The organism is Gordonia mangrovi (genome assembly GCF_024734075.1).
GTDB classification, from domain to species: Bacteria; Actinomycetota; Actinomycetes; order Mycobacteriales; family Mycobacteriaceae; genus Gordonia; species Gordonia mangrovi.
On sequence record NZ_CP102850.1, the window covers coordinates 2,539,392 to 2,564,684 of the forward strand.

Below are 25,293 nucleotides of genomic sequence, written 5' to 3' on the forward strand. Positions count from 1 at the left end.
CAGTCAGTGACCGCGGCGGGTGTCGGTCAGCCCTGGATGAACGCCTCGAGCTGCGCGCGCGCGACGTCGTCGGCGAGCTGCTGCGGCGGGGACTTCATCAGGTAGGACGAGGCCGGCAGGATCGGGCCGCCGATGCCGCGGTCCTTGGCGATCTTGGCGGCACGCACGGCGTCGATGATGATGCCGGCCGAGTTGGGGGAGTCCCACACCTCGAGCTTGTACTCGAGGTTCAGCGGGACGTCGCCGAAGGCGCGGCCTTCGAGGCGGACGTAGGCCCACTTGCGGTCGTCGAGCCACTCGACGTGATCGGAGGGGCCGATGTGGACGTTCTTGTCCTCGACCTTGCCGGCCAGCGAGCCGGTCAGGTTGGACGTCACGGCCTGGGTCTTGGAGACCTTCTTCGACTCCAGACGCTCACGCTCGAGCATGTTCTTGAAGTCCATGTTGCCGCCGACGTTGAGCTGGTAGGTGCGGTCGAGGGTGACGCCGCGGTCCTCGAACAGCTTCGCCATCACGCGGTGGGTGATGGTGGCGCCGACCTGGCTCTTGATGTCGTCACCGACGATCGGGACACCGGCGTCGATGAACTTCTGCGCCCACTCCGGATCGGAGGCGATGAACACCGGCAGCGCGTTGACGAACGCGACGTTCGCGTCGATCGCGCACTGGGCGTAGAACTTGTCGGCCTGATCCGAGCCGACCGGCAGGTAGGACACGAGGACGTCGACCTCGGCGTCCTTCAGTGCCTGGACCACGTCGACTCCGTCGCCGTCGGCCTCGGTGATGGTCTCGCGGTAGTACTTGCCGAGCCCGTCGAGTGTCTGGCCGCGCTGCACGGTGACGCCGGTCGGCGGCACGTCGGCGATCTTGATGGTGTTGTTCTCGCTCGCGAAGATCGCGTCGGACAGGTCGAAGCCGACCTTCTTGGCGTCGACGTCGAACGCGGCGACGAACTCGACGTCGCGCACGTGGTACGGACCGAACTTCACGTGCATCAGGCCGGGGACGGTGGAGTTCTCGTCGGCGTCCTTGTAGTACTGCACGCCTTGAACCAAGGATGAAGCGCAGTTTCCTACGCCCACAATGGCCACGCGCACCTTATTGGGCTCACCCATGGTCGGGCTCTCCTTCTGATCGCGGCGCCGCAGTTCGTTGCGTCACCGGTGTTTTCTCTTGGTGGGTTTCTTCTCGCCCCCCGTCGCGGGACGGCTCTGAGCCCGCGACGCGGAAGTCGGTGTCGGCGGTGTCGATCAGCGGATCCCGTTCGGGATCGGTCAGATCGTCGCCGTCGTGATCGCCCGAGGCCTCGGCAGCGATCAGTTCGTTGAGCCAGCGCACCTCGCGCTCGCTCGATTCGAGGCTGAGTTGGTGCAGTTGACGGGTATAGCGGTCGACGGCCCGGTTGGAGCGGCCGACGATCTCACGCAATCCCTCCCGGCGTTCCTCCACCTGTCGGCGGCGGCCCTCCAGGATGCGCATCCGCGCCACGGCGGGGGTGCGGCTGAAGAACGCGAGATGTACACCGAAACCGTCGTCGGTGTAGTTCTGCGGACCGGTGTCGGCGACGAGCTCGCTGAACCGTTCGCGTCCCTTGTCGGTGAGTTGATACACCCGACGGCCGCGGCGCACCTTGACCGCGGTCGGCGCAGTGGCCTCGTCGATGAGACCGTCGGCCTGCATCCGTCGCAGCGTCGGATACAGCGACCCGTAGGAGAACGCGCGAAACGCGCCGAGCAACCCGGTCAACCGTTTACGCAGCTCATAGCCGTGCATCGGAGCTTCCAGCAGCAATCCGAGAACAGCGAGCTCCAACATCGGCGCTCACTCCCTTCTCGATCCATTGCCTGTTTCCGCCGGGCGTCCGTGACGACCACCGCAAGGCGAGACGATGTGTTCGACAACTCTGACGCCACAACACCTCGCCGCGATGTGATTACCAATGTATCGCACCGATATATTCGTCGTCTACAGCGGGCTCGCGCTCCCAGAGGCTCCAGCCGCCCGCCCTGTCACGACACGGTGCCGATGGGGATGACGGTCACACCCACAGTCGTGGGGGTGAGCACGTACCCTTGAACCCGTGCAACGCCAGATCGTCGACTACGCCCTGCAGCGCAGGTCGCGGCTGTCCGAGGTCCATTCCGGACGGACCGCCGTGGCCGATGTCTGCGATGCGAGTCCGTATCTGCTGCGGGCCGCGAAGTTCCACGGCCGCCCGTCGCCGACCCTGTGCCCGATCTGCCGAAAGGAGCCGGTCACCCTGGTGTCCTGGGTCTTCGGTGAGAAACTGGGGCAGGTGTCGGGGTCGGCGCGTACCAACGACGAGATCGCCCGGCTCGACACCACCGCCGAGGAATTCTCGGTACACGTGGTGGAGGTGTGCCGCACGTGTAGCTGGAACCATTTGGTGCAGTCGTACGTTGCCGGCTTGCCGCCACGTTCGTCGCGTTCGCGCCGGGTCGCCAAGTAGCGCCGGGTGCGCCGCGCCGGTGTGGGCCGCGGCCCCACCGTCGGCTGAGGGTCGTGGAACTTTGCCCTAACGCCGTTCGTAGGTCACAGTAGGGTAACGGGCTGGGTGACCGGCGGAATGACGGAGACGGATAGTGAACAGCGCTGACACGGTCGTGCGCGCAGATCGGATGGTTGGACCATGAGTACACGCGGTACATCGCCCGCCGGCGGTGGACGTAGGGCTCGCTCCTCCGCCGACGACCCGCGCCGCAAGCGGCAGAAATGGCTCGCGGTCGGACTCGGCGCCGTCGGCGCCATCGTGCCCGCGGTGGCCCTGATCGGCATTGTCGCCTTCATGCTCACCTACGTCGGTGCGTCGGTGCCCGCGCCCGGCGACATCAAGCAGAATCAGGTCGCGACCATCCTGACCTCCAACGGCCAGACCATCGCGCGCGTGGTGCCCGAGGAGGGCAACCGCACCGACGTCAAGATCGAGGACATCCCCCAGTCGGTCCAGGACGCGGTGATCGCCGCCGAGGACCGCGAGTTCGAGAGCAACTCCGGCTTCTCCATCCGTGGCCTGTCGCGCGCGGCGATCGGACAGGTCACCGGAAACGGTGGTGAGGCCGGCGGTGGATCGACCATCACTCAGCAATACGTCAAGAACGCACTCGTCGGTGACGAGCACAGTTACGAGCGCAAGTTCAAAGAACTCGCGATCGCGACCAAGATGTCGAACGAGTGGTCCAAGGACGACATCATGGCCGCCTACCTCAACACCATCTACTTCGGCCGTGGTGCCTACGGTGTGGCTGCCGCATCCCAGGCGTATTTCCGCAAGGATCTGAGCAAGATCACCACCGAGGAGGCCGCGGTGCTCGCGGCCGCGATTCGCTCGCCGTCGTACTACGACCCGGAGATCAACCGGGAGGCCGCCGAGGCGCGCTGGAATTATGTGCTCGACGGCATGGTCAGCACCGGTGCGCTCGCGCCCACCGATCGTGCGGCGATGCAGTACCCGAAGGTGCCGGCGGCCCGCGCGCAAGGGGACGACACGCCGGGGGCGAACGGCTTGATCAAGCGGCAGGTACTCGCCGAGCTCGGTGAGCTCAACATCTCCGAGCAGCAGGTCCGCACCGAGGGACTCAAGATCACCACCACCATCGATCCGAAGGTGCAGCGCTCGGTGGTCGCAGCGGCCAACGGCAAACTCGAGGGGGAGCCGAAGAAGCTGCGGACCTCAGTGGTCTCCATCGACCCGCGTACCGGCGGAGTGCAGGGCTACTTCGGCGGCAACGACGCCACCGGCTGGGACTACGCACAGGCTGGGCTGCAGACCGGGTCGTCATTCAAGGTGTTCGCCCTCGTCGCTGCGCTGGAGCAGGATATCCCGCTGTCCAAGACGTACAGCTCGGCACCCTACTCCGCGCCGGGTGGGCTGACCGTGGAGAACTCCGACGGCGAGAGCTGCGGGTCCTGCAACCTGGCGACGGCGATGAAGATGTCGCTCAACACCGTCTACTACCGCCTGATGATGGACCTCGACGGCCAGGCACAAGCGGTCGCCGACGCCGCACATCAGGCCGGCGTCGCCGAGAGCTTCGGCACCATCGAGCACACGCTGCAGGAAGCCAACGGGGGTGTCGAGGGTGGCGTGGTGCTCGGCCAGTACCCGTCGCGGGTCATCGACATGGCCTCGGCGTATGCGACTCTCGCCGCATCCGGCGTGTACCGCGAGCCGTACTTCGTGCAGAAGGTGGAGACCTCCGATGGCGAAGTACTCTTCGACCGCCAGCCCAACAAGGGCGAACGCGTCTTCGAGGCGAAGGTGGCCGACAACGTGAGCGCCGCGCTCGAGCCGATCGCGTCCTACTCCAACGGCCACGCGCTCTACGACCCGAGCCTCGGATCACGTCCGTCGGCGTCCAAGACCGGTACCGCACAGCTCGGTGACACCGGACAGAACAAGGATGCGTGGATGGTCGGCTACACGCCGCAACTGTCCACCGCGGTATGGGTCGGTACCGACGAGGGCACCGCGATCACCAACTACGCCGGCTCCTCGATCTACGGCAGCATGCTGCCGTCGGATATCTGGCAGGCCGCCATGAACGGTGCGCTGGAAGGTAAGCCGATCCAGGACTTCCCGGAGCCCGACGCCGTGGGCGGTCAGGCCGGTGTGCCCTACGAGCCGCCGCCGGTGACCTACGACCCGGACACTCGGGAGACGGAGTCGCCCGACGATGAGGGGCCGTCACGCCGGTTCCCCGGCAACGGTGACGGCAACCTGACCCTGGCGCCCGGCGTCACCATCCCACTACCGGGCAACGCCGCACCGGGTGGTGGTGGCAACTCCGGGAATTCGGGCGGCAACTCCGGTGGCAACCCGGGCGGTGACTCGGGCGGCGGCAATACCGGCGGTGACGACTACACCGGTGGTGGCGGGACCGGCGACGGCACAACAGGAGGCGGCTACCAGGACGGTTTCGGTGGCGACATCCCGGAACCCCCACCGCTGAACTGAGCCGACACCGACCGTGGCAGAGGAGAACTCGAACGAACCGGGCTCCCCCGGTGACCCGTGGGCGGTGACCGCCGACCGCGATCGTGACCGCGACCCCGACTGGGAGTCCGCGGCCGTCCTCGCCGAGGACCCGCGCGTCGATCACACCCGGGTGTTGCCGAGCCGCACCGATGTCGTCGCCCGAGAGGCGTCGACCGTGGTGGGCGGACCGGTGGGACGGCATGCCGCGGTCGGTCGCAGCCGGGCATGGACACCGATCCGGGTGCTGTTCCTGCTCGCGCTGTGCGCGTTGGCGGTGAGCTGGTTCGGCAAGGCGAGCTGTCTGCAGCAGGCACCCGCCGACGAGAACTCCCCCGCCGGAGCAGAACTGCGGCTCGACTGGGACGATCAGCGCCAGTACACCAACCTCTGCTACTCCGATGTGATCGGACTGTTCGGAGCCGAACGCCTCAACGAGGGCGCCTTCCCGTACCGCACCTTCTGGTACGAGCAGGGCCCCGACGGACAGCAGATCAAGCGGTACATGGAGTATCCGGTCATCACCGGCATGTACATGTACGGCATGGCGACGGTCGCGCGCGCCTGGCTGTCGGCGCACGAGAAGTGGGGTGTGCCGGCCGCTCTCGACGTCGTGCTGTTCTTCGACCTCGCGGCCCTCGGACTCGCCCTGTTCTGGCTGGTCACCATCTGGGCCACCGCGCTCACCGCGCGCCGCCGGATCTGGGCGGCCTGGATCGCCGCACTCTCACCGCTGGTGCTGGTGCACGCCTTCACCAACTTCGACGCCATCGCCACCGCCATGGTCGCCCTCGCCATCCTGTGCTGGGCCCGTCGGAAGCCGTGGCTGGCCGGTCTGTTCATCGGATTGGGCACCGCCGCGAAGCTGTATCCGGTGCTGCTGCTCGGGGTGCTGCTCGTCCTGTGTCTGCGCTCGGCACGGTTACGGGAGTTCGCGCAGACCGCGGCGACCGCCGTACTGGTGTGGGTGGCGGTCAATCTGCCGATCCTCATCCTCTATCCGCAGGGCTGGTGGGAGTTCTTCCGCTACAACTCCGAACGCGCCGCCGAAGCCGACAGTCTTTATCGCGTGATCAGCGCGGCGACCGGATTCCAGTGGAACGTCACGGTTCTCAATGCGGTGTCGCTCGGTGTGCTGGGGCTCGTCGCGCTTGGGGTGGGCGCGGTCGCACTCGGTGCGCCACAACGACCGCGATTGGCGCAGTTGGCGTTCCTGCTGGTCGCCGGTTTCCTGCTGGTGAACAAGGTGTGGAGTCCGCAGTACTCCCTGTGGCTGGTGCCGCTGGCGGTGCTCGCGATTCCGCACACCAGGTTGCTGTTCGCCTGGATGATCGTGGACGCCCTGGTGTGGGTACCCCGGATGTCGCTGTACCTGGATGCCGATCGGCGCTGGCTGCCCGACGAATGGTTCACCGTCGTCATCGTGTTGCGCGCCCTGATGGTGATCGGGTTGTGCGTGGTGGTGCTGTGGCAGATCTGGCACCCCGCCGACGACCTGATGCGCAATCCCCGCCGCGACGCCCGCGACCCCGGGCCCGAACACCTGCTCGACGACCCCGCCGGCGGCGTCCTCGACGGCGCCCCGGATCGATTCACCCTGCGCGGCGTGCGTCGCCCGCGCCGCGGCGTGGACGACTCGGTCCATCGCCCGCCGCCGCCCCCATCCTCGGATCTCACGCCGACGGCACCCTGAATCCCGCCGACAGAACCCGCAATCCCGCCGACGGAACCCGGTTTCGCGTCGACAGCATCCCCCGCGAGCCTGCGACGTCGGCGGTCAGGCCGGACACTAGGATCGGTCCATGGCACGCGGCGGCTCGAGACGAGCACGCGCGGGACGTAAGCGGCAACGCCGGATGCGCCTCGCCGACAACGACCTCAGCGCGGCGCAGTGGCAGCAGATCAAGGCCGCCTGGGGCGGCTGCGCGTACTGTGGCCGCACCGACACCGTCCTCCAGCGCGACTGCGTCCAGCCGCTGTCGGTGGGCGGCCGCTACACCGAACTCAACGTGGTGCCGGCCTGCCAGTCCTGCAATGCCAGCAAGTGCAACACCGAGGTGACTTCCTGGATGCGGCGCAAGGGTCTCGACGAGGAGTTGTTCCTCCGGCGACTGGTCAGCATCCGGGCGTCGCGGGTCGCGGTACCGGACCCGTCGGCCGACGCATTTCCGTAGGGTGCGCACCATGGGTGACGTACAAGCACTGGTGGCACATCAGGACGACGACGGCAACATCGACCTCGTCCACGAAACCGTCGAGGAGAGCTTCCTGCCCGACGGCGACGTGGAGATCGCCGTCGAGTATTCGGGCGTGAACTTCAAGGATGCCCTCGCGGTGACCCCCAAAGGTGGTGTCGCGCGATCCTATCCGCTGATCCCCGGTATCGATCTCACTGGTACCGTCCGGTCGAGTACCTCGCCGGAGTTCTCCGCCGGTGACGTGGTGGTGGCGCACGGTTACGACATCGGCACCGGCCGCCACGGCGGCTACGCCGACACCGCCCGACTGCCCGCCGACATGGTGGTCAAACTGACCGGACTCTCGGCCAAGGATGCCGCCGCCATCGGCACCGCCGGGTTCACCGCCGCGATGAGCGTCGAGGCGCTGACCGCCCACGGCATCACCCCGTCCGACGGACCGGTGCTCGTCACCGGCGCCACCGGCGGGGTGGGCAGCGTCAGCGTCGACCTGCTCGCTGCCGCCGGGTTCGAGGTGATCGCCTCCACCGGCAAGTCCGATGCCACCGACCTGCTACGCACCCTCGGCGCCACCGAGATCATCGGCCGCCTCCCCGAGGAGGGCGAGAAGGTCCGTGCGCTCGGCAAGACTCGCTGGGCCGCCGTCGTCGACTGTGTCGGCGGCACCACCCTCGCGTACGCGCTGAGCACGCTGGCCTACGGCGGTGTGGTAGCCGCATCCGGACTCGCCGGCAGCGCCGACCTCCCCACGACGGTCCACCCGTTCATCCTGCGCGGGGTCACGCTGGCCGGTATCGATTCGGTGCAGTTGCCCATCGTCAACCGTCGCGCGCTGTGGGCCAAACTCGAAGGTGAACTCAAGCCCCGTCACCTCGACGACGTGACCACCGACGTCGCGGTGACCGCACTGCCGAAGTCGATCAAGACGATCCTCTCCGGCGGCGTCACGGGACGTACGCGGGTCATCGTCGCCGGCGAATTCTGAACCAACGTGTAGCCGCGTGGCCGAGAGGACGGCACGTGTTGGATACCCAGAAGTATTCGATACTTGCGAGTATCCGATACTCATGAGTATCGTGTCGGCGTGATCAACCATCTGCCGACTACTGCTCGGATGAACCCCGGGTTCCGACGATGACCGGACCCGTTGCCCGCGTGCCTCGAGAGGAAGTACGGCGACGTCTGTTCGACGCCGCGGTGTCGGTATTCGCTGAACGCGGCTACGCCGGCGCGCGGATGGATGAGATCGCGCGCGTCGCCGGTTTCACCAAAGGGGCCGTGTATTCGAACTTCTCGAGCAAACACGCGCTCCTTGCCGAGTTGATCGAGGACAAGGCCCGCACGCAGCTCGTGGTGGGCAACGTGGAAGTCCGTGCGCAGAATCGTCCGCACGCCGCACTGGAGGACATCGCCGAGGTCTGGGCGCGGGGCATCGTGGAGCAGGAGGCCTGGACCCGGCTGCTCACCGAGATCGCCCAGCTCGCGGCCCGTGATCCCGAGGTGCGGGAACTGTATGCGCCTGTGCGACGTGGGCTACGCACCGAACTCGCCGACACACTCAGGGCCGCAGCGGAGGAGTTGGGTATCGAGATCACCGTGCCGGTCGAACAGCTTGCCCTGACGTTGCAGGCGCTACGTCTCGGACTCGCGCTCGAACACGGCACCGATCCCGATCGGGTTGATCGGGCCACTCTCACGGCGGTATTCACCGCCACATTGCGCGGGGTCTTCCGCCATACGTCGAGCGCAGCTGACCTACGTACCGAATCGGCCACGCCGCGTGAGGAATCAGAATGAGACCACGACACAACGGAGCTTCGAGAACCACTCGGCGAACCGTCCTCGGAGTGGCGATCACCGTGATGGCATTGCTGTGGACCATCGTCTGTTCGTCGGCCGCAGCCGCAACCCCACGTCTTCCGATCACCTCGCTCGACGAGGCAGCGACCGCTGCTTACACCTATACGTACCCGCTGGTCTCGATGGAGGTGACGCGGCGGCAGAACACGAATGTGCCCGTTCCGATCCCGGCGATCGGTATCGCGCCGACAAACCAACTCGGATCGAAGGACAACCTGCCGGACGCGAGCTTCAAGGGTGTGGTCCGGACCAACGTCGACACCCTGTACACGTCGATGCTCTATGACGTGGCCGCCGAACCCATCGTCATCAGCGTTCCGGACATGGGCGACCGATATCACGTCTTCTCCATCATGGACATGTGGACCGACACCACTGCGGCCCCGGGCTCCCGCACGGTCGGTGACGGGCAGGCGTACCGGTTCGCGATCGTCGGGCCGAATTGGAAAGGCACACTGCCCGCCGGAATCCGTGAATACCGGATGGCGACGGACACCGGGTGGATGATCGGCCGGATCCAGGTGAACGAGCCCAACGACATCCCCGCTGTGCAGGGGTTGCAGCGTCAGCTCTCGGCGGTCCCGCTCAGCTCTCTGGGACGTCCGTACCTCCCGCTTCCCAACACCGACCTCCACCCGGAGTGGCCCCGCAACGTGAAGGTCGGCGACTACATCGCCGCATTGTCTCCCCAGGAGTACTGGGATCTGTACTACGAGGCCCGATCTCATACCCAGACCCGACCGGGCGACGAGGAGCTGCTCGCCGACCTTGCCCGATACGGATGGTCACCGAATCACCGCCTCGACCTGGCGAGCCTGTCCGCAGCCGATCGAGCGGTGTGGACGAAGGCCTGGCCGGCCACCCGCGGACGTCTCGATTTCGCCAACACCACCCCGCAGGTAGACGGGTGGCGTACCCCGGTCGAGAACATCGGCGCCTATGGCACCGACTATCTGGCCCGCGCGGTCACCGCGGCCCGGCTATTGGGTGCCAACCTGCCCGAAGACGCCGTGTATGCCATGGGCGAGAACACCGGTGACGGCAGGCCGCTGCGTGCAGATCAGAACTATGTGCTGCACTTCGACAAGGACCAGGTTCCGGATGTCCGCGCCTTCTGGTCCCTCACCCTCTACGACGAACAGGGCTACCTCGCTGCCAACCCGATCAACCGCTATGCGGTGCGCGGCGAGCGTCTACGGACCAACCCCGACGGTTCGATCGACATCTACATCCAGCGCGAGAATCCCGGTTCTGGAAGGGAATCCAACTGGCTGCCCATGCCCGCCGACGGACAGGCGTCGCTGGTGTTGCGGCTGTATTGGCCATCCGAGCAGATCGTCGATGGGAACTGGAATCCGCCGGCGGTGACGCGGGCCGGCTGAGGTGACCGCGCCCGCCCGTCAGGCCCCGTCGGTCAGCAAATCCGCAGACCCGATATCCGGCAACGGGATCCGGCACAGCGCGGCGGCGTCGTCGGCGCTAATCCCCAACGACATGAGAACCCGTTGGGTGACGGCGTCCGACGTCGTGCCGGCGTCGCGATCGGGTTGCGAATGCAACAGTTCGCCGAGCGCGACGGCGGCCCCGGCCACCGTGACCATCGCGGTGTCGATGTCATCGATGGCGAATCGTCCCGCTGCGGCGGCTGCGATGAGATCTCGGCGGGCCCGGGGCGCGAGCCCCTCGTCGGCGAGCAACATCGAGCTACCACGCTGTAGCAGAACGCGGCTGATCTCCGGATTGAGCCGATGCATGCGTCCGGTGAGTCGGAAACTCTGCGTGAATGCCTCGGCCGGATCGGCCATGTCGTGCGTGATGTGGTCCATCAGCGCACCGTGAGCCTCGAGCGCAGCATCGACGGCGGCCTGATACAGGTCTTCCTTGCTGTCGAAGTGGTTGTAGAACGATCCCATCCCGACATCGGCGGCATTCGTCAGGTCGAGCACGGACGCGGTCAGCCGCCCCTCGGCAAGAAACCGCTGCGCGGCCCCGATCAGCGCCGACCGGGTGCGCAGTTTTCGTCGCTCCGATCGGCTGACCGCCGCGTTCGTCGATGTCGCCATGCGCTCGCCCCTTACCTTCAGCGCTGACTCTACACCGCGCTCTCAACAGTGATGATTTCGTCAGAGATTGTTGACTGAGTATTGCAGCATATGTGACGATATCGTCAGTCTAGATACGAAGGTGATTCCCATGGATCTCGAGACACCACAGGACGTGCATCACGACCTGCATGTCGATCAGGGCGCGCTGCCCGGCGAACACCCGGGGCGGCACGCGAATCCGGTGATCAAGGTGGAGGATCTGGCCTGGCTGGAGTTCGAGAAGCCCGATCTCGCGCGCACCGCGGCGTTCGCTGCCGACTTCGGATTCACCACCTCGCTGCACACCGACGACGAGCTTCATCTGCGAGGAGCGCTGGCAGGCCCGCCGTGCGTGATCGTGCGTCGTGGTCCGCGGTCGAAGTTCGTCGGCCCGACCTTCCGCGCCGCCGCGCTCGAGGATGTGCACACATTCGCCGCCGGGGTCGATGCGCGCGTGGACCGGCTTCCGGAGACGCTCGGCGGGGTCGTCGCGACCACCCGAGATCCCAGTGGAGCGCGGGTCCAGGTGGTCGCCGGAGTGCGCGACCTCCTGGCGCTACCGGCGCAGCAGGCAGTTCTGCACAACACCGGCGGGCGGCAGGAACGGTTCAACGCCACGGTGCGTCAACCGCGCGAGCCCGCGCAGGTCGAGCGACTCGGACATGTTGTACTGCAGTCGAACCGGTACCTCGAGACGCTGAACTGGTACCTCGCCAATCTCGGTCTCATCGTCAGCGATTTTCTGTTCTATCCCGGCCAACGGGAGCGCGGGCCGGTGATGAGCTTCATCCGCTGCGACCGGGGCTCCACCCCCGCCGACCACCACACGCTGGCGATGACCCTGGGACCGGCGAACAGGTACGTCCACTCCGCATACCAGGTCCGCGACCTCGATGTGCTCGCGCAGGGCGGTGAGTACCTGCGCGAGCGCGGCCACTTCCGCTCGTGGGGGATCGGACGTCACATCCAGGGCAGTCAGATCTTCGACTACTGGCGCGATCCCGACGGGTTCCTGGTCGAGCACTTCGCCGATGGCGATCTGTTCGACTGCACGCTGGAACCCGGGTGGGCGCCGATGACGGCATCCGGCCTCAACCAGTGGGGCCCACCGGCCACCGCCGACTTCCTCGGCGTGAAGCCCGGCCGCGAATCCATCCGGGAGTTCGCCGCCATTCTCAACTCACTTCGTGAATCCGATAACGAGTTCGACGTGCAGCGTCTGCTCGGCCTAGTGAAAGTTGCATCGTCATGAGCATTTCCGTTCTCCGGACCGCGGACGCATGGTGGGTCCGCGACACCACCCGCGCGCACCGGATCGCCACGTCCGCCACCACCACCGCCGAGCTGCTGGCCGCGGTGACGAAGGACCGGACGCAGCTGGAACAGGCGGCCGATGACTCCGACTCGGTGGATATCGCAACGCTGGAACTGATCTCGCCGGTCACGACGCCGTGCCGGGTGGTCGCGCAGATGACCAACTACGTGTCCCATGTCAAGGATTCCGGCATGAACCCGGAGACCGTTCCGCTCACCTTTTTCCGGAAGGCATCTGGCTCGATCACAGGTCCCACTGCGGATGTGATCAAACCGGAGCACGTCAAACTCCTCGACTACGAGATCGAGCTGGGTCTGGTCATCGGCGAACCGATCCCCGTGGGCACCACACTCTCCGCGACGGATCTGCCGCGCCACCTCGTAGCGCTGGTGATCACCAACGACGTGTCCGCCCGCGACGTCCAACTGCCGAAAACGCAGTTCTACGAAGGCAAGTCCTACCCATCCTTCACGCCGGTCGGGCCGGCACTGGTGATCCTCGAGCCGGGCGACCTCGACCAGATCGACAACCTCCGGCTGATCACCCGCGTGAATGGTGAGGTCCGACAGGATTCCACGGTCGCCGACATGATCTACTCGCCGCTCGAGGCCCTGCAGGCCCTGTCCCGGTTCCAGCGTCTCGACACCGGCGACCTCATCCTGACCGGGACACCGGGCGGCACCGCGCTCACCGCGCCACCCAAACCGATCGAGATCATCGGCTCACTGTTGCCACCCGCCCTGAAGTGGAAGAGCTTCTTCTCAAGCCAGGCGAAGAACCCCAAGTACCTGCGGGACGGCGACGTCATGGAGCTCGCCATCGCGACCGACGACGGCAAGCTGGACCTCGGCGTCCAGCGGACCGAGGTGCATTACTCATGACCGTCTACGACAGCCACTCGACGACAACAGCATTGGCCGACCAAGCGATGTGGACGGCCTACGAGACGCCCGATGATCTCGCACGGGTGGAATCGATTCCGTTGCAGGATCGTGGACTACCCGACTCGACCTACCGGGTGCTCGAGCGCGCCGCCACGCTGTGGCCGGATCGGACGGCGATCTCGGTGATGTCCGATGCGGCGCGATGGCGAGACCCGGTCGAGCTGACGTTCGGCCAACTGCACCGCGAGGTGTCCCGGTTGGCCGGCGCGCTGGCCGAACACGGCATCCGCCGGAGCGAACCGGTCGGGTTGCTGTCTCCGAACTGTGCCGAGTTGATCGTCGCACTCCTGGCGTGTGAGACCGCCGGGGTTGCGGCGCCGATGAATCCTGCACTCGGACAGCAGCACATTTCGGAACTCCTGCGACGCTCGGGTGCCCGGACCCTGATCGCCGCCGGCCCCGAACTCGATGAGACGGTCTTCGCCAAGGCGGAGGCGATCGCACGTACCGGAGCGATCGACATGCTGCTCCTGTTGCGTCCCACCGGCGTCGAGGTCACGGCACGCGCGCCGATGGTCGACGGCGTGCACGTCGAGTATCTGGCGGACCATGTCGCCAGGGGGGACACGGCGGTCACCGTCCCGTCGCCCGAGCCGGACGACCTCGCGGCACTCTTCCACACCGGAGGTACCACCGGCGCACCGAAACTCGCCGCGCATCGCCACTCCAACGAGGTGGCCAATGCCTGGATGCTGGCCGCCAACACGATGCTCGACGAGCACTCGCACATCTTCGCCGCGCTGCCGCTGTTCCACGTCAACGCGCTGATCGTGACTGTGCTGTCCCCATTGCTGCGCGGTCAGACCGTCGTGTGGGCGGGCCCTCTCGGGTACCGCGATCCGGAACTGTACGGCCAGTTCTGGAAGATCGTCGAACACCACCGCATCGCCGCGATGAGCGCTGTGCCGACGGTGTATTCGGTGCTTGCACAATGTCCGGTCGACGCCGACATCTCCAGCCTGCGGGTGTGCATGGTGGGCGCGTCGATGCTGCCTCGCGCGGTCCGCGACGCGTTCGAATCACACACCGGGGTGTCACTGCTCGAAGGATACGGCCTCACCGAGGCGACCTGCGCGAGCGCGCGGAGCTTCGCCATCGGGCAACCGGCCGGAACGGTCGGTCAGCGATTGCCTTACCAGCAGATCACGGCGGTGCGGATCGCTGACGACGGCATCTGGACCGTTCTGCCGCCGGGAGAGGTCGGCACGGTGGTCATCCATGGGCCGACGGTGTTCGCCGGGTATGTCGTCGGGCGCGGGCCGGATGGCGTCGTTCTGGATGGGCTGGGCAAGCTGGTGGACGGATGGCTTGACACCGGCGATCTGGGTGCGGTCGACGAACGTGGATTCCTCCGGTTGACCGGCCGGGAGAAGGATCTCATCATCCGCGGCGGTCACAACATCGATCCCGCGAGCATCGAGGACGCACTTCTCGCGCACCCCGATGTCACCGGTGCCGCAGCTGTCGGCCGACCGGATGAGCACGCCGGCGAGGTGCCGGTGGCCTACGTGACACTGCATCCGGGGGCCGACATCGCCGCAGAAGACCTGCGGGACTGGGCAGTTGCGCACGTGCCGGAATCGGCTGCGGTCCCGGTCTCGGTGACGGTCCGCGATGATCTTCCGGTCACCGATGTCGGCAAGCCGTACAAACTCGCACTGCGCGCGGATGCCACTCGCCGGGTCGTCGAGGAGATCGTCGCGGGGTTCGGTATCGAGATGACCGTCGACACCATGGTCGACGACGGCACAGTGGTCACCGTTCTGACCCCGGCCGCCGGGGACGACGCCGAGCTCACAACAGTCCGGTCCGCACTCGACCGGCTGCCGCTGCGGTGGGAGTTCGCCGACCGAGCCGGCGAGGTGTGACGTGCAGCAACTCAGTGTGCTCGACGACGGTCCCGACGTGTTGCCAGTGGTCATCGTCGGCGGGGGACCGACCGGCTTGACTGCTGCTGCGCTGCTCGCCGATCTCGGTGTGCCGTCGATGATCCTGGAGCGATGGGCCAACCCGTACCCACAACCCCGCGCGGTCCACCTCGACGACGAGGTGTTCAGGATCCTCGACGCCGTGGGGATCGCGGACGAGTTCGGAAAGCGGTCGCGGCCTGCGCGTGGACTCCGGCTCGTGGACCGGTCGCTGCGCGTGCTCGCCGAGTTCGGCCGGCGCACCGAGGTCGGTCGGCACGGCCATCCCGGTGCGTCGATGTTCGACCAGCCCGAACTCGAGCAACTGCTGCGCGGCGCAGTCGAGTGTCGCGAGTCGGTGACCGTGGTGACCGATGTCGAGGTGGACCTCGTGGTGAACGAGGGCAACGCGGCGCGTGTCGAGCTCACCGACCGCCGCACCGGCGGCCGACAGGTGGTGCGGGCGCGGTACGTGCTGGGGTGCGACGGCGCGAACAGTGTGGTCCGCCGTTCGATGGGTACCCGGTGGAACGATCTCGGATTCACCCAACGGTGGCTGGTGGTCGACGTCGACACCCCGGCGGATCTGCGCCAGTGGGACGGCGTCGCGCAGGTCTGCGACGGCCGCAGAGCCGGCACGTTCATGCGGGTGAGCGATGTCCGCTACCGGTGGGAGTTCCAGTTGCTGGATGGAGAATCCGCGGACAGCTTTCCGGATCTCAATGCCTTGGAACCGCTTCTGCGCCCGTGGTTGTCGTCCACCGGCATCGACGAACTCACGCTCGTGCGGTCACGCGAGTACACCTTCCGTGCCCACGTCGCCCAGCGCTGGCGCGACCGACGGATCTTCCTGCTGGGTGACGCTGCGCATCTCACCCCACCGTTCATCGGGCAGGGCATGGGATCAGGTCTGCGGGACTCGATGAATCTGGCGTGGAAGCTCGCCGGGGTCATCGACCAGACCTTGCCGGAATCGGCTCTGGACACCTACGAGCAGGAACGTAAGCCGCACGTGACCTCACTGATCACCTTGGCCATGGCGATCGGTGTGACCATGACCGGCGGCGGCCGGATCGGCGACATCGTTCGCAGCGTCGTGGGGCCGCTGCTCCCGCATCTGCCCGGGGTCACCCAGCAGGCCGTGGACGGCGCATCGCCGGCGCTGTCGGCATCGGCACTCGTGCACTCCGGTTGGTCCCGGGGCCGGCTGCTGCCCACGCCCGCCGCGGGACTGGACCCGCGCAGCCTCGCGGGGACGCTGTGTCCCAACGCTGTGATCGGTGCGGGGGAGAAGAGGCTCGACGACGTCGTGTCGTCGACGTTCCTCCTGGTGACCATCACGCGCCCGAGCCGGGCGCAGACCGACGAGATCGAGCGACGCGGCGCCCGCGTGATGACGGTCGGCGAGCACTCACCCCTTGGTCGGTGGCTGGCTTCCGGAGGCGCGACGGCGGCGGTCGTTCGCCCGGATCGGGTCGTCACAGTCGCCGGTGCCTCCGTGTCCGCCGTCTACACCTATCTTCCCGCTCTCGGCGCACCTCGTGTCGCCGTCTGGTGACGCGGGACACCAGCCCATCGACGTCAATGAGGACTTCATGAAATTCAATCGCCGTACTGCACTCCGATCTGCCATGCTCGCCGCGGGTGGCGCCGCCGTGGCCGGGACCGCAGCCACACCCCTCGGCGCCGGCGAGGCGACGGCGCTGCCGATCCCCGTGCCGCGCACCGGCGCTCACCTCGTGCTGCTGGGCACCGCAGCCGGACCGGTGCCGATGGCCGGTCGCACCGGCGTCTCGACCGCCTTGGTGGTCGACGGACACATCTATCTGATCGACTTCGGGCACGGGGCCTTCGAACAGTTTCAGAGATCCGGGCTGGCGATCGGCGACCTCGACCGGATCTTCGTCACGCACATGCATTCCGACCACCTCGCGGATCTCTTCACTCTCCTGTGGCTGCGCTTCGGCGGCGTCGATCCGATGACTCATCCGGTGCACATCCATGGTCCGGCGTCGGCCAGGGAACTGCCCGACTTCATCGGGCGACCGGGCGGCACCGTGAATCCCGACAACCCCACACCCGGTCTGGCCGACTTTCTCCGCCTCAACACGGCTGCGGCCGCCTACGACATCAACACCCGGATGCGCGACGAAGGGTGGCCGGACTTCCGATCGATGTTCCACGGGCACGAGATCCCTACGCCGGACGTCGGCGCGTCCGCGCGCGGGAATGTCGCCCCACGCATGAAGCCGTTCACGGTGATGTCCGACGCACGGGTACGGGTCAGCGCGATCCTCGTGGAGCACCCGCCGATCTTCCCGTCGTACGGATTCCGGTTCGACACCCGATACGGCTCGGTCGTCGTCAGCGGTGACACCACCATCACCCCCAACATGGTCACCCTCGCTCGCGGCGCGGATGTCCTGGTACATGAGGTGATCGACCTCAAGGTGGTCCGGAACGCGGGTGGCCTGTCACCCGAGCAGGTCCAGCATCACGAACGCGCCCACTCGGATGTGACCCGGGTGGGTGCGCTGGCCGCCGAGGCCGGCGTCAAGACATTGGTGCTCAATCACCTCGCCCCGGGGACCAAGGAGATCCCCGACCTGCTGTGGCTGACCCAGGCCCAACGTGGTTTTCGTGGACGGGTGATCGTGGGCAACGATCTCATGCGGCTTCCGCTCGGCTGAGGGGTTTCGGCGCAGGTCGATCACTCGCGGCAAATCCTGGTTCCCACCTGAACTCCGTCCCGTCCCGAAGAAGCCCAGGATGAGGTACAGATGGGTATATGTCGGATCGCGCCGAGCACATCTCCGATACCACCGCTGATGCGGCCGGGAAGGTCTCCGAAGCCCTCGAGTTCGTCGAACGGGCCCGCGGTCACCTCTACAGCTTCCATCAGCTCATCGGGCACGCCGATCTGGTACTCGGCGAGGCGGTGGATGAGCTTCGCGCCGATGGCCACACCGACCTCGCGAACACACTGGACACCGAGATGGTCGGTCGCAACGTGCTCAACGGCCGGTGGACCTTCCAGGTCGTCGAAGAGTTCGACGACACCTATTGGTCGCCGTTCCGTGCGGCCGACCAGCGCGTGCGCGACGAACTCATGGACGGGGTGCGACATCTGCACGAGGCGCGGATGAAAGAACAGCGCCGCACCCATGGGCATCCCGATCACACCGAGAAGCCCTAGCCAGCTACTCCGAGATTCGTTCCAGCAGTCGTGTCTTCGCTGCCGGCCAGTCGTCGTCGGTCATCGCGTACTGCGCGGTCGTGCGCCAGCCGTCCCCGAAGCGTCGGTGTTTGCGGAGCAGCCCCTCGAAGGTCGCACCCAACGTGGCGATCGCCGCCCGCGACCGGGCATTGTGCTCATGCGTGTGCCACACCAGCCGCACCGCGGCGCAGTGCTCGAAGGCGTGCCGCATCAGCAGGAACTTGGCGGTCGGGTTGATGGACGAGCCCTGTACATCCTCGGCATAGAAGGTGTAGCCGATCGTGGCCGCCAGGTTGGTCGGGTCGATCTCGTAGTAGCTCGTCGACCCGACCAGGCGGCCGTCGGTGTTGTCGATGACTGCGTAGGCCACCCGATACGACGGGTCGGCGCGTGCGGTGTCGAGCCATCGCCTACTCGACTCGAGATCCGACGGCACGCCCGCCCAGCGGAACCGGCCCGGGTCGCCGACAACCCGGGCCAGTGCGTCGGCATCGTCGGACACCAACGGGCGCAGCGTGACCCGGCCCAGCGACATCGGTTCCGTGCCCAGCCAGGTGCTCATGATGTCGTGACCAGGTCGGGTTCCGACGGCCGGGCCCGGCGACCGAAGGACGCCAACGGTTCACGCAGCGGCGCCCGCACGAAGGCGAAGATGAGGTAGGCCAGCAACACCGCGTGCACCCATACCCCCACGTTGACACCGGTGATCACCCACCACTTCATCGGCGACCCGGACGTGTAGATCCCGAACAGCCGGAAGATGGTGGTGTCGAGGATGAAGTCGGCGATCAGGTAGCCGGCGATCACCGGCCACCGCACCTGCAGCAGCACGAAGAACGGCAGAATCCACAGCGTGTACTGCGGCGAGTGCACCTTGTGGAACAGCATGAAGCCGGCCAGCATCGACGCCGACACCCCGATCCACGGATACACCCCGTCACGCTGGTAGACCCGCCAGCCCAGGTACACCGCCAGCGCGAATGCGGCGACGATCAGCATCGGCGACAGCAGCCCGACCAGCGTGTTGTAGGTGTCGTTCTGGCCGCCGGTGAAGTGGCGCAGTCCCCAGTACCAGATGGAGTTGGTGTCGACGTCGGCCTTGCGTTTGCCCTGGAACGACAGCGCCGCCTGCCACCCCTCGAAACCGAGGATCATGAACGGCGCCTGGATGGCGATCACGGTCAGCGTCGCGGCCGCCGCCACCCACACCGCGCCTACCCAGTCGAGCGTGCGACGCAGCGGGGCGGCGCCGTCGGGGCCGGGCGACGTGCCGTAGGTGAGCACGTACGCTGCCAACGGCAACACGAAGAACCCGGGATAGAGCTTCAGACAGAAACCGATGCCCAGCAGGATCGCCGCCAGGATCGCCGCGGTCCGCACCGAGAGTCGGCGGTCGCCGGTGCGTGGGCTGATCGTCGATCCCCATGCCATCACCGCGACGGCGCCGACGGCGGTCGCCACCACCGGCAACTCCCAGTTGTGGAAGGCGTAGAGCACCAGCGGCGGGGTGGCCGCCCACAGCAGCACCCACCAGCGGGTCATCAGTGCGAGCATCACGGTGATCGCCAACCCGAACGGGACCAGCAGCAACACCGAATGCTGGAAGAACTCGGTGTCGGTGTGCGCGCCGATGGCGCCGAGCCACATGAGCATCCCCGACAGCACCGGGTACTCGACGACCCCGCCGAACAACTTCCCGTCCGGAGTGATGCCGCCGTTGATGAACGGGAACACATGGTTGTTGATGTCGCGCCCGATCCACAGGTACATCAGGTCGGAGTAACAGGGGATCACCGCATCCGGGTCGCCGACCGGCCAGTGCGAGCTGCGGCCCTCGTCGAGGAACGGGGCGCCGCCGCACTTGAGTTTGACCTGATAGCTCCACCACATCGTCAGGCAGGTGGCCAACAGGGACACGACCAGGATGAGCGCCATCCGGCCGCGGCCGGCCAGCAACGCGTGGCCCAAGCGCGCCGGCGCGGCAGAGGATGCGGACATGGCCTACAGGCTAAGTGGCACCCGGCGTCCGGCACCGATCGGGCCGGGATTCTCGCTAGTGGCGCTCGTCGCTATCCGGCAGGTGGCGGTGCCGTATTTCAGGAGCCCTCGGTGTCCGATGGTGGTTTCCGGTGCTCACTGCGGCCCGGTGAGCACCGTAGACCCCAGGATCTCGGCGACGTGCAGCGCCAGTTCGGTGTCCAGGCGGCGTTCCGACAGCGGCCGGCCCAGTTCGTCGGTGGCGCGTCCGAGGCGGTACTTCACCGTGTTGCGGTGCATGTTGAGCTTCTCCGCGGTCGTCACGTAGCTGTTGCCCGAGCCCAGGAACGTCCGCACGGTCTCCCGCAGCCGCGACGCGGCGTCGCTGTCGGCCGACAACGGGCCGAGCACGTCGTGCACCCAGCGGCGGGTGGCGTCGAGATCGCGGGCGAGTACCGCCACCACCGCCATCCCCTCGACGCTGTGCCCGACCACGCTCATCGCCGGATTGGTGGAGATGATGGCCACGTGCTTGATGGCCTCGGCCTGATCGTGGCTGCCGCGGAACCCGGCAACGCCCGACGCGCGTGCCCCGAAGGCGATGCGCAGGCCGGGGACGGCCGCGGTGATGGAGCGCAACGCCGCATCGGCGGTGGGATCCACGTCCGCTGGGGAACCGAACCACACCCACGCCGTACTGCGGTCGACGACGGTGACCAATGGCGCCCGGGCACATCCGAGGCAGGTGGCGATCTGCCGCGCCGTCGTCTCGAGCACCGCGGTCTGGTCGATGCCCGGGTTGGCACGGTCGATCCACAGCACCGCCGCGAGGTGCGGCGGCTGCAAGGCATAGCCGGTCCGCAGCGCGAACTCGCCTTCCGTCACATCCTCGCCGCGCAGCACCTTGCCGACCATGGCCGACACCACAGTGGCATTCTGCTCGACGGAGAACCGCCGACCCTCCTCGTGCACCTCGAGCACCACGCCGGTGATCCAGTCGACGTATTTGTGCATCCAACCCGACAGGTGATGCAGCACGTGCAGTTGCATCTCCGGCGGGCAATCCAGGCGGCGGACCTCCTCGAAGATGAACGCGAGCAGGTCGTCGGAGCCGAAGTGGTAGGCGCGTCGCAGCGACGACGCCGGGATGCCGCGCTGGCCGAGCCGGTCGGCGTACTCGGTGGCCGCCGTGATCGGTTGCACGTGGTCGAGCGGGATGTCGTTGCGGATCATCTGCAGGATCGTCGCGATGTTGCTCTCCACACTGGCGTGCAGCATGTCGACGAGATCCGGTTCGGTGAGTTCGTCCATCCCCGCTTCGATGGCCGCGTTCATCGACTCATTGATCTCGGTGAACCGGGCCTGCAACCGGTCGCCGACCACCGCGACGAGACGGTGGACCTCGGCGGCCTCCGGGGCGTCGGGGGAGACGAGGCGACGCTGCAGGGACCCGCTGTTCATCGCACCCGTTTCGCGTCGGCGGCGACCGCGCCGGCCGGGCGGTCGAGGGTGTCGAGCAGCCCGCGACGCCGCAGCGCCGACCGTGCCGCGTGCCAGCCGGCCAAACCGTGGGCACCCGCGCCGGGTGGGGTGGCCGCCGAGCACAGGAAGACGCCGTCCACTCCGGTGGCATACGGGTTGGCCGCGACGCGGGGCCGGAAGATCAGCTGGCCGGCGGTGTTGGCGCCGGTGACGATGTCGCCGGCGACATAGTTGGCGTTGTCTGCGGCGATGTCGGCGGTCGCGCGGACATGGGTGGCCACGATCCGCTTCCGGAATCCGGGGGCGAACCGTTCGATCTGGGCGATGATCTGGTCCCGGGCGTTGCCGCGGAAACCGGTCGGGACGTGCGCGTAGGCGTCGACGGGGTGGATGTCGCCGACGGACCGGTCGGGATCGGCGAGATACTGCTGGCCGACGAGGACGAACGGCTCGTCCGGCAGGCGCCCCCGCCACACGCCGCGTTCGGCGGCCACCACCGCCGCGGCGTCGCCGGCCACGTGCACGGTGCCGGCGTCACGCGCCGGCGCGTATGACCACGGCACTCCATCGCGCACCGCGAACGCCACCTGAAACGCCGCTGGGCCGTGCCGGTACCGGTGGTAGGCCCGCGCGATCCGGGCCGGTTGCCGGTCACCGAGAATCCCGGCCGCCGCGCCGGGCGCGGTGTCGAGCATGACGATGTCCGGCGAGCCGAGGTCGTCGATCGCCGACACCTGCACGCCGGTCTCGACCCGACCGCCCAGCGAGGTCAACAGCGACACCATCGCCGCCGCGATGGCCTGCGAACCGCCGACCGCGACCGGCCACCCGAAGCGGTGGGCCGCGGTGCCCAGCGCCACCCCGATCGCCGACGACAATGGCGTCGACAACGGATGGAACGCGTGCGCCGCCACCCCGGCCCACAGTGCGGCCGCCTCGTCGGTGGAGAACAGGCGGCCCACCCAGGTCGCCGGCGGTGCGGCGAACAGGCCGAACCGGCCGAGCGCGACGGGGTGGCGCGGCAGATGCAGCATCGGCTGAAGGAATTCGGTGGCGATCGCGTCGAACCGATCGGTGAGCGGGCCGAACACCTGCGCATACCGGTCGCCGTCGGCGCCCAGACCCGCGGCGGTCGTCGCCACCGATCGGTGGACGGCAGCCCCGCGTCCGCCGTCGAGCGGATGCGCGTACTGCACCGGCGGCAGGGCCCAACGCAATCCGTGTGCGGCGAGGTCGAACCGCCGAGAGAACGGGTTGTCGGTGGCCAGCGGATGGAAACCCGAACACTCGTCGTGCAGCACACCGGGCACGGTGACCTCGCCGGACCGGGTGCCGCCGCCGGGCGTCTGCGCCGCTTCGAGGACGGTGACCGAGACGCCGGCGGCGGCCAGCGTGATGGCGGCAGCGAGCCCGTTCGGCCCGCTACCGACCACGACGCCCTGTGTCATGTACCCACCTTAGGCTCGGCGCCGATCTCGATGTCGCCGGTCGCCGCAGCCCCGGCGGTGACATATGCGGAGCCGTCCGACGGTGCCACGTAGCCGGGCCGGGTCCAGGTGATGGTGTGCTTGATCGGACCGTTCGGCAGCCACGGCAGCTCCTCGGTGGCGTCCTTCACCACATACGTGCCCCGCTCGACGACACCGATCGCGGCGTCGATCACCTTGTACTCCACGTAGTTCTTGTGGATCGGCTGCGACTCGGTCCAGCTGATGATCAGCTCACCCGGCGCGAAGTTGCAGCGGCGCTGGACGGCGGCGATGGTGTTCTCGTTGTGCAGGTGGCCGTCGCCGAACTGCCAGCCGATCAGGGTGGTGCACACGAACTCGGCCTCGCGGACGACGTAGTTGTCGAGGTTGTCGGTGTGGCGCATCAGCAGCGAGATCAGCGCGCGTCCCATCGAGTGCATCGTCCGCCACGCGACCGCCTTCTGCATGAAGATCTCGGCGACCTCGGGCCCGTAGGCGGCGGTGAGCTGATCGACCTGGTTCAGGTTGGACTTGATCAGGTGCGTGTTCAGCTTCTCCTCGGCCTCCCGGCCGCGGAATGCCCAGGTCGCCGACGCCCAGTTGCCCGCGTACTGCCGCATCGACGGCAGGAACGACACCAGATCGGGACGGAGGTTGCCCAGGATCGGGAAGGTTGCGGCCGCGACGATGGCGAAGATCAGCCAGCCGGTGCTCATGTCGGTGACGGCGTACCCGTCCCCGGCGGGATGCAGCCAGAACAGGAACCAGGCCGAGAACATGAAGAAGACGTTCCATTCCAGCGGCACGGCCAGCGGGAACGTCGAGATGATGAAGATGTGGAATCCGAGCATGCCGATCAGCGCGGCGAGGGTGAGCCACTTGTTGGTGGAGAACAGCAGGATCACCGGCAGCGCCAGTTCGACGATGGTGCCCAGACCGTGGGCCATCGCACCGCTGACGTGCGACGGCCGCAGGTCACGCGGGAAGTCGCGGTAGAGGCTGCGCTTGAACCGGGTCGAGGTGATCCACGGCGTGTTGGACACCATTGCGGCGACGACGGGGCTGAAGTGCCGGCCGAGCTTGGAGATGCCGGCGCCGAACCAGCTGGCGAACATGAAGATCTTGGCGGCGACGATCATGTCGACCACCGAGCCGGCCGCGGCGAACACGAACAGCGCCGCGAGGTACTGCTCGGAGCGGGCGGCGAGGAACACCGTCTTGTCGCGCAAACCCATCGCGATGATGAGAGCGACGTAGCTGAACATCGCCCACTGCGGCGGCAGACCGGCCTCGCTGCCCGGCACCCGGGAGGTCTCCGAACCGGGGAAGACGATCAAGAACACCAGGTTGGCCAGGATCAGTCCGTAGACCGCGACATCCCAGTACTGCCGGGTGTCACCGCGGGTCAGCGGAACCTTGCCCGGCCACGGCGGTACCCGCAGGGTGCCGGGTTTGAGCCAGTAGAGGCAGCCGCCGATGAACGGGGAGAACTTGAACGCCAGCGGTCCCGACGACGATGCGAGGCCGAGGACCTCGAACAGCACCGTCCACGCCATCAGCTTGATGTAGACGATGGGTTCGGTCCACCACGAGGTGAACTCGGCGAAGCCGCCCAGCCCGGGGGTGGTCAGGCCGACCAACAGCACGCCGACGCCGGCGTAGAACAGCAGCTTGTAGACGTAGAGCATGTTGAGCTGCTTCGGTCCGCCGAAGCCGTATTCGCCCCAGTGCACGGCGAGCAGCTTCATCCGGGCCATGAACGGCATGGAACCGAACTCGGCCGGGTCCACCGGCGGCATCTCGGCTGTCTTGAATCCCATCGGGGGAGTCCTTTCCTGTCGGGTGTT

Annotated in this window: 21 protein-coding genes; 13 read left to right on the forward strand and 8 right to left on the reverse strand. The window is 67.3% G+C overall.

What is annotated here, in order from left to right; all coding sequences use genetic code 11:
* Nucleotides 1-26: 26 nt before the first annotated feature.
* Entirely contained in the window at nucleotides 27-1,115 is a 1,089-nt protein-coding gene (locus tag NWF22_RS11515) for an inositol-3-phosphate synthase (RefSeq protein ID WP_160901831.1), read from the reverse strand.
* The gene (locus NWF22_RS11520; RefSeq protein WP_160901832.1) at nucleotides 1,108-1,815 is read right to left on the reverse strand and encodes a PadR family transcriptional regulator; all 708 of its coding nucleotides are present in this window, start codon (nucleotides 1,813-1,815) and stop codon (nucleotides 1,108-1,110) included. The genes NWF22_RS11515 and NWF22_RS11520 overlap by 8 nt, the downstream gene beginning before the upstream one ends.
* 265 nt (nucleotides 1,816-2,080) lie before the next feature.
* Between NWF22_RS11520 and NWF22_RS11525 the strand changes: the two genes are divergently transcribed.
* From NWF22_RS11525 to NWF22_RS11555, 7 genes are all read left to right on the forward strand, one after another.
* Nucleotides 2,081-2,470: a DUF5318 family protein gene (locus tag NWF22_RS11525; RefSeq protein WP_160901833.1), complete on the forward strand. Its 390-nt coding sequence runs from the start codon at nucleotides 2,081-2,083 to the stop codon at nucleotides 2,468-2,470.
* Nucleotides 2,471-2,650: 180 nt separating this feature from the next.
* Nucleotides 2,651-4,975: a transglycosylase domain-containing protein gene (locus NWF22_RS11530; RefSeq protein ID WP_160901834.1), complete on the forward strand. Its 2,325-nt coding sequence runs from the start codon at nucleotides 2,651-2,653 to the stop codon at nucleotides 4,973-4,975.
* Between the two features lie 64 nt (nucleotides 4,976-5,039).
* The gene (locus NWF22_RS11535; protein WP_258321427.1) at nucleotides 5,040-6,686 is read left to right on the forward strand and encodes a glycosyltransferase family 87 protein; all 1,647 of its coding nucleotides are present in this window, start codon (nucleotides 5,040-5,042) and stop codon (nucleotides 6,684-6,686) included.
* Nucleotides 6,687-6,795: 109 nt separating this feature from the next.
* On the forward strand, nucleotides 6,796-7,167 hold the full coding sequence (locus NWF22_RS11540; protein ID WP_160901836.1) for an HNH endonuclease: 372 nt from the start codon (nucleotides 6,796-6,798) through the stop codon (nucleotides 7,165-7,167).
* A gap of 10 nt (nucleotides 7,168-7,177) precedes the next feature.
* Nucleotides 7,178-8,176 (forward strand): acrylyl-CoA reductase family protein, encoded by a 999-nt coding sequence (locus NWF22_RS11545; protein WP_160901837.1) that lies wholly within the window; start codon nucleotides 7,178-7,180, stop codon nucleotides 8,174-8,176.
* Between the two features lie 149 nt (nucleotides 8,177-8,325).
* Nucleotides 8,326-8,988, forward strand: a complete 663-nt coding sequence (locus NWF22_RS11550) for a TetR/AcrR family transcriptional regulator (protein WP_160901838.1) — start codon at nucleotides 8,326-8,328, stop codon at nucleotides 8,986-8,988.
* A 50-nt stretch (nucleotides 8,989-9,038) separates the two neighbouring features.
* Entirely contained in the window at nucleotides 9,039-10,433 is a 1,395-nt protein-coding gene (locus NWF22_RS11555; RefSeq protein WP_160901839.1) for a DUF1254 domain-containing protein, read from the forward strand.
* An 18-nt stretch (nucleotides 10,434-10,451) separates the two neighbouring features.
* Here the strand turns inward: NWF22_RS11555 and NWF22_RS11560 are convergent, their stop codons facing one another.
* Nucleotides 10,452-11,114, reverse strand: coding sequence for a TetR/AcrR family transcriptional regulator (locus tag NWF22_RS11560; protein ID WP_160901840.1), 663 nt, complete (start codon nucleotides 11,112-11,114; stop codon nucleotides 10,452-10,454).
* A 130-nt stretch (nucleotides 11,115-11,244) separates the two neighbouring features.
* On the opposite strand from NWF22_RS11560, the gene NWF22_RS11565 reads away from it, so the two are divergent.
* The 6 genes from NWF22_RS11565 to NWF22_RS11590 all read left to right on the forward strand — a co-directional run bounded on the left by NWF22_RS11565 (nucleotide 11,245) and on the right by NWF22_RS11590 (nucleotide 18,497).
* Nucleotides 11,245-12,387 carry a VOC family protein gene (locus tag NWF22_RS11565; RefSeq protein ID WP_160901841.1) on the forward strand — a complete coding sequence of 381 codons (1,143 nt, stop codon included), beginning with the start codon at nucleotides 11,245-11,247 and terminating at the stop codon, nucleotides 12,385-12,387.
* On the forward strand, nucleotides 12,384-13,331 hold the full coding sequence (locus NWF22_RS11570) for a fumarylacetoacetate hydrolase family protein (protein ID WP_160901842.1): 948 nt from the start codon (nucleotides 12,384-12,386) through the stop codon (nucleotides 13,329-13,331). The genes NWF22_RS11565 and NWF22_RS11570 overlap by 4 nt, the downstream gene beginning before the upstream one ends.
* Nucleotides 13,328-15,262 carry an acyl-CoA synthetase gene (locus tag NWF22_RS11575; protein ID WP_373691996.1) on the forward strand — a complete coding sequence of 645 codons (1,935 nt, stop codon included), beginning with the start codon at nucleotides 13,328-13,330 and terminating at the stop codon, nucleotides 15,260-15,262. The genes NWF22_RS11570 and NWF22_RS11575 overlap by 4 nt, the downstream gene beginning before the upstream one ends.
* A 1-nt stretch (nucleotide 15,263) precedes the next feature.
* Nucleotides 15,264-16,859 (forward strand): bifunctional 3-(3-hydroxy-phenyl)propionate/3-hydroxycinnamic acid hydroxylase, encoded by a 1,596-nt coding sequence (locus tag NWF22_RS11580; RefSeq protein ID WP_258321394.1) that lies wholly within the window; start codon nucleotides 15,264-15,266, stop codon nucleotides 16,857-16,859.
* Nucleotides 16,860-16,896: 37 nt separating this feature from the next.
* Nucleotides 16,897-17,991: an MBL fold metallo-hydrolase gene (locus NWF22_RS11585; RefSeq protein WP_160901843.1), complete on the forward strand. Its 1,095-nt coding sequence runs from the start codon at nucleotides 16,897-16,899 to the stop codon at nucleotides 17,989-17,991.
* A 98-nt stretch (nucleotides 17,992-18,089) separates the two neighbouring features.
* A complete protein-coding gene (locus NWF22_RS11590; protein ID WP_160901844.1) occupies nucleotides 18,090-18,497 on the forward strand; it encodes a hypothetical protein in 408 nt (135 codons plus the stop codon).
* A 4-nt stretch (nucleotides 18,498-18,501) separates the two neighbouring features.
* Here the strand turns inward: NWF22_RS11590 and NWF22_RS11595 are convergent, their stop codons facing one another.
* The 5 genes from NWF22_RS11595 to NWF22_RS11615 all read right to left on the reverse strand — a co-directional run bounded on the left by NWF22_RS11595 (nucleotide 18,502) and on the right by NWF22_RS11615 (nucleotide 25,266).
* On the reverse strand, nucleotides 18,502-19,080 hold the full coding sequence (locus NWF22_RS11595; RefSeq protein ID WP_160901845.1) for a GNAT family N-acetyltransferase: 579 nt from the start codon (nucleotides 19,078-19,080) through the stop codon (nucleotides 18,502-18,504).
* Nucleotides 19,077-20,516 carry a glycosyltransferase family protein gene (locus NWF22_RS11600; RefSeq protein ID WP_258321395.1) on the reverse strand — a complete coding sequence of 480 codons (1,440 nt, stop codon included), beginning with the start codon at nucleotides 20,514-20,516 and terminating at the stop codon, nucleotides 19,077-19,079. The genes NWF22_RS11595 and NWF22_RS11600 overlap by 4 nt, the downstream gene beginning before the upstream one ends.
* A gap of 135 nt (nucleotides 20,517-20,651) precedes the next feature.
* Complete coding sequence (locus NWF22_RS11605) at nucleotides 20,652-21,956, reverse strand: PucR family transcriptional regulator (RefSeq protein ID WP_160901847.1); 1,305 nt, start codon at nucleotides 21,954-21,956, stop codon at nucleotides 20,652-20,654.
* Nucleotides 21,953-23,425, reverse strand: coding sequence for a phytoene desaturase family protein (locus NWF22_RS11610; protein WP_160901848.1), 1,473 nt, complete (start codon nucleotides 23,423-23,425; stop codon nucleotides 21,953-21,955). Before NWF22_RS11610 ends, NWF22_RS11605 begins: the two co-directional genes overlap by 4 nt.
* Nucleotides 23,422-25,266, reverse strand: a complete 1,845-nt coding sequence (locus NWF22_RS11615; RefSeq protein WP_160901849.1) for a DUF3556 domain-containing protein — start codon at nucleotides 25,264-25,266, stop codon at nucleotides 23,422-23,424. Before NWF22_RS11615 ends, NWF22_RS11610 begins: the two co-directional genes overlap by 4 nt.
* Nucleotides 25,267-25,293: the final 27 nt, after the last annotated feature.

Coding starts and splice junctions, on each gene's coding strand:
- NWF22_RS11515 (WP_160901831.1), bottom strand. CDS start 1,115: ATGGGTGAGCCCAATAAGGTGCGCGTGGCCATTGTGGGCGTAGGAAAC.
- NWF22_RS11520 (WP_160901832.1), bottom strand. CDS start 1,815: ATGTTGGAGCTCGCTGTTCTCGGATTGCTGCTGGAAGCTCCGATGCAC.
- NWF22_RS11530 (WP_160901834.1), top strand. CDS start 2,651: ATGAGTACACGCGGTACATCGCCCGCCGGCGGTGGACGTAGGGCTCGC.
- NWF22_RS11540 (WP_160901836.1), top strand. CDS start 6,796: ATGGCACGCGGCGGCTCGAGACGAGCACGCGCGGGACGTAAGCGGCAA.
- NWF22_RS11545 (WP_160901837.1), top strand. CDS start 7,178: ATGGGTGACGTACAAGCACTGGTGGCACATCAGGACGACGACGGCAAC.
- NWF22_RS11550 (WP_160901838.1), top strand. CDS start 8,326: ATGACCGGACCCGTTGCCCGCGTGCCTCGAGAGGAAGTACGGCGACGT.
- NWF22_RS11560 (WP_160901840.1), bottom strand. CDS start 11,114: ATGGCGACATCGACGAACGCGGCGGTCAGCCGATCGGAGCGACGAAAA.
- NWF22_RS11565 (WP_160901841.1), top strand. CDS start 11,245: ATGGATCTCGAGACACCACAGGACGTGCATCACGACCTGCATGTCGAT.
- NWF22_RS11570 (WP_160901842.1), top strand. CDS start 12,384: ATGAGCATTTCCGTTCTCCGGACCGCGGACGCATGGTGGGTCCGCGAC.
- NWF22_RS11575 (WP_373691996.1), top strand. CDS start 13,328: ATGACCGTCTACGACAGCCACTCGACGACAACAGCATTGGCCGACCAA.
- NWF22_RS11585 (WP_160901843.1), top strand. CDS start 16,897: ATGAAATTCAATCGCCGTACTGCACTCCGATCTGCCATGCTCGCCGCG.
- NWF22_RS11590 (WP_160901844.1), top strand. CDS start 18,090: ATGTCGGATCGCGCCGAGCACATCTCCGATACCACCGCTGATGCGGCC.
- NWF22_RS11595 (WP_160901845.1), bottom strand. CDS start 19,080: ATGAGCACCTGGCTGGGCACGGAACCGATGTCGCTGGGCCGGGTCACG.
- NWF22_RS11600 (WP_258321395.1), bottom strand. CDS start 20,516: ATGTCCGCATCCTCTGCCGCGCCGGCGCGCTTGGGCCACGCGTTGCTG.
- NWF22_RS11605 (WP_160901847.1), bottom strand. CDS start 21,956: ATGAACAGCGGGTCCCTGCAGCGTCGCCTCGTCTCCCCCGACGCCCCG.
- NWF22_RS11610 (WP_160901848.1), bottom strand. CDS start 23,425: ATGACACAGGGCGTCGTGGTCGGTAGCGGGCCGAACGGGCTCGCTGCC.
- NWF22_RS11615 (WP_160901849.1), bottom strand. CDS start 25,266: ATGGGATTCAAGACAGCCGAGATGCCGCCGGTGGACCCGGCCGAGTTC.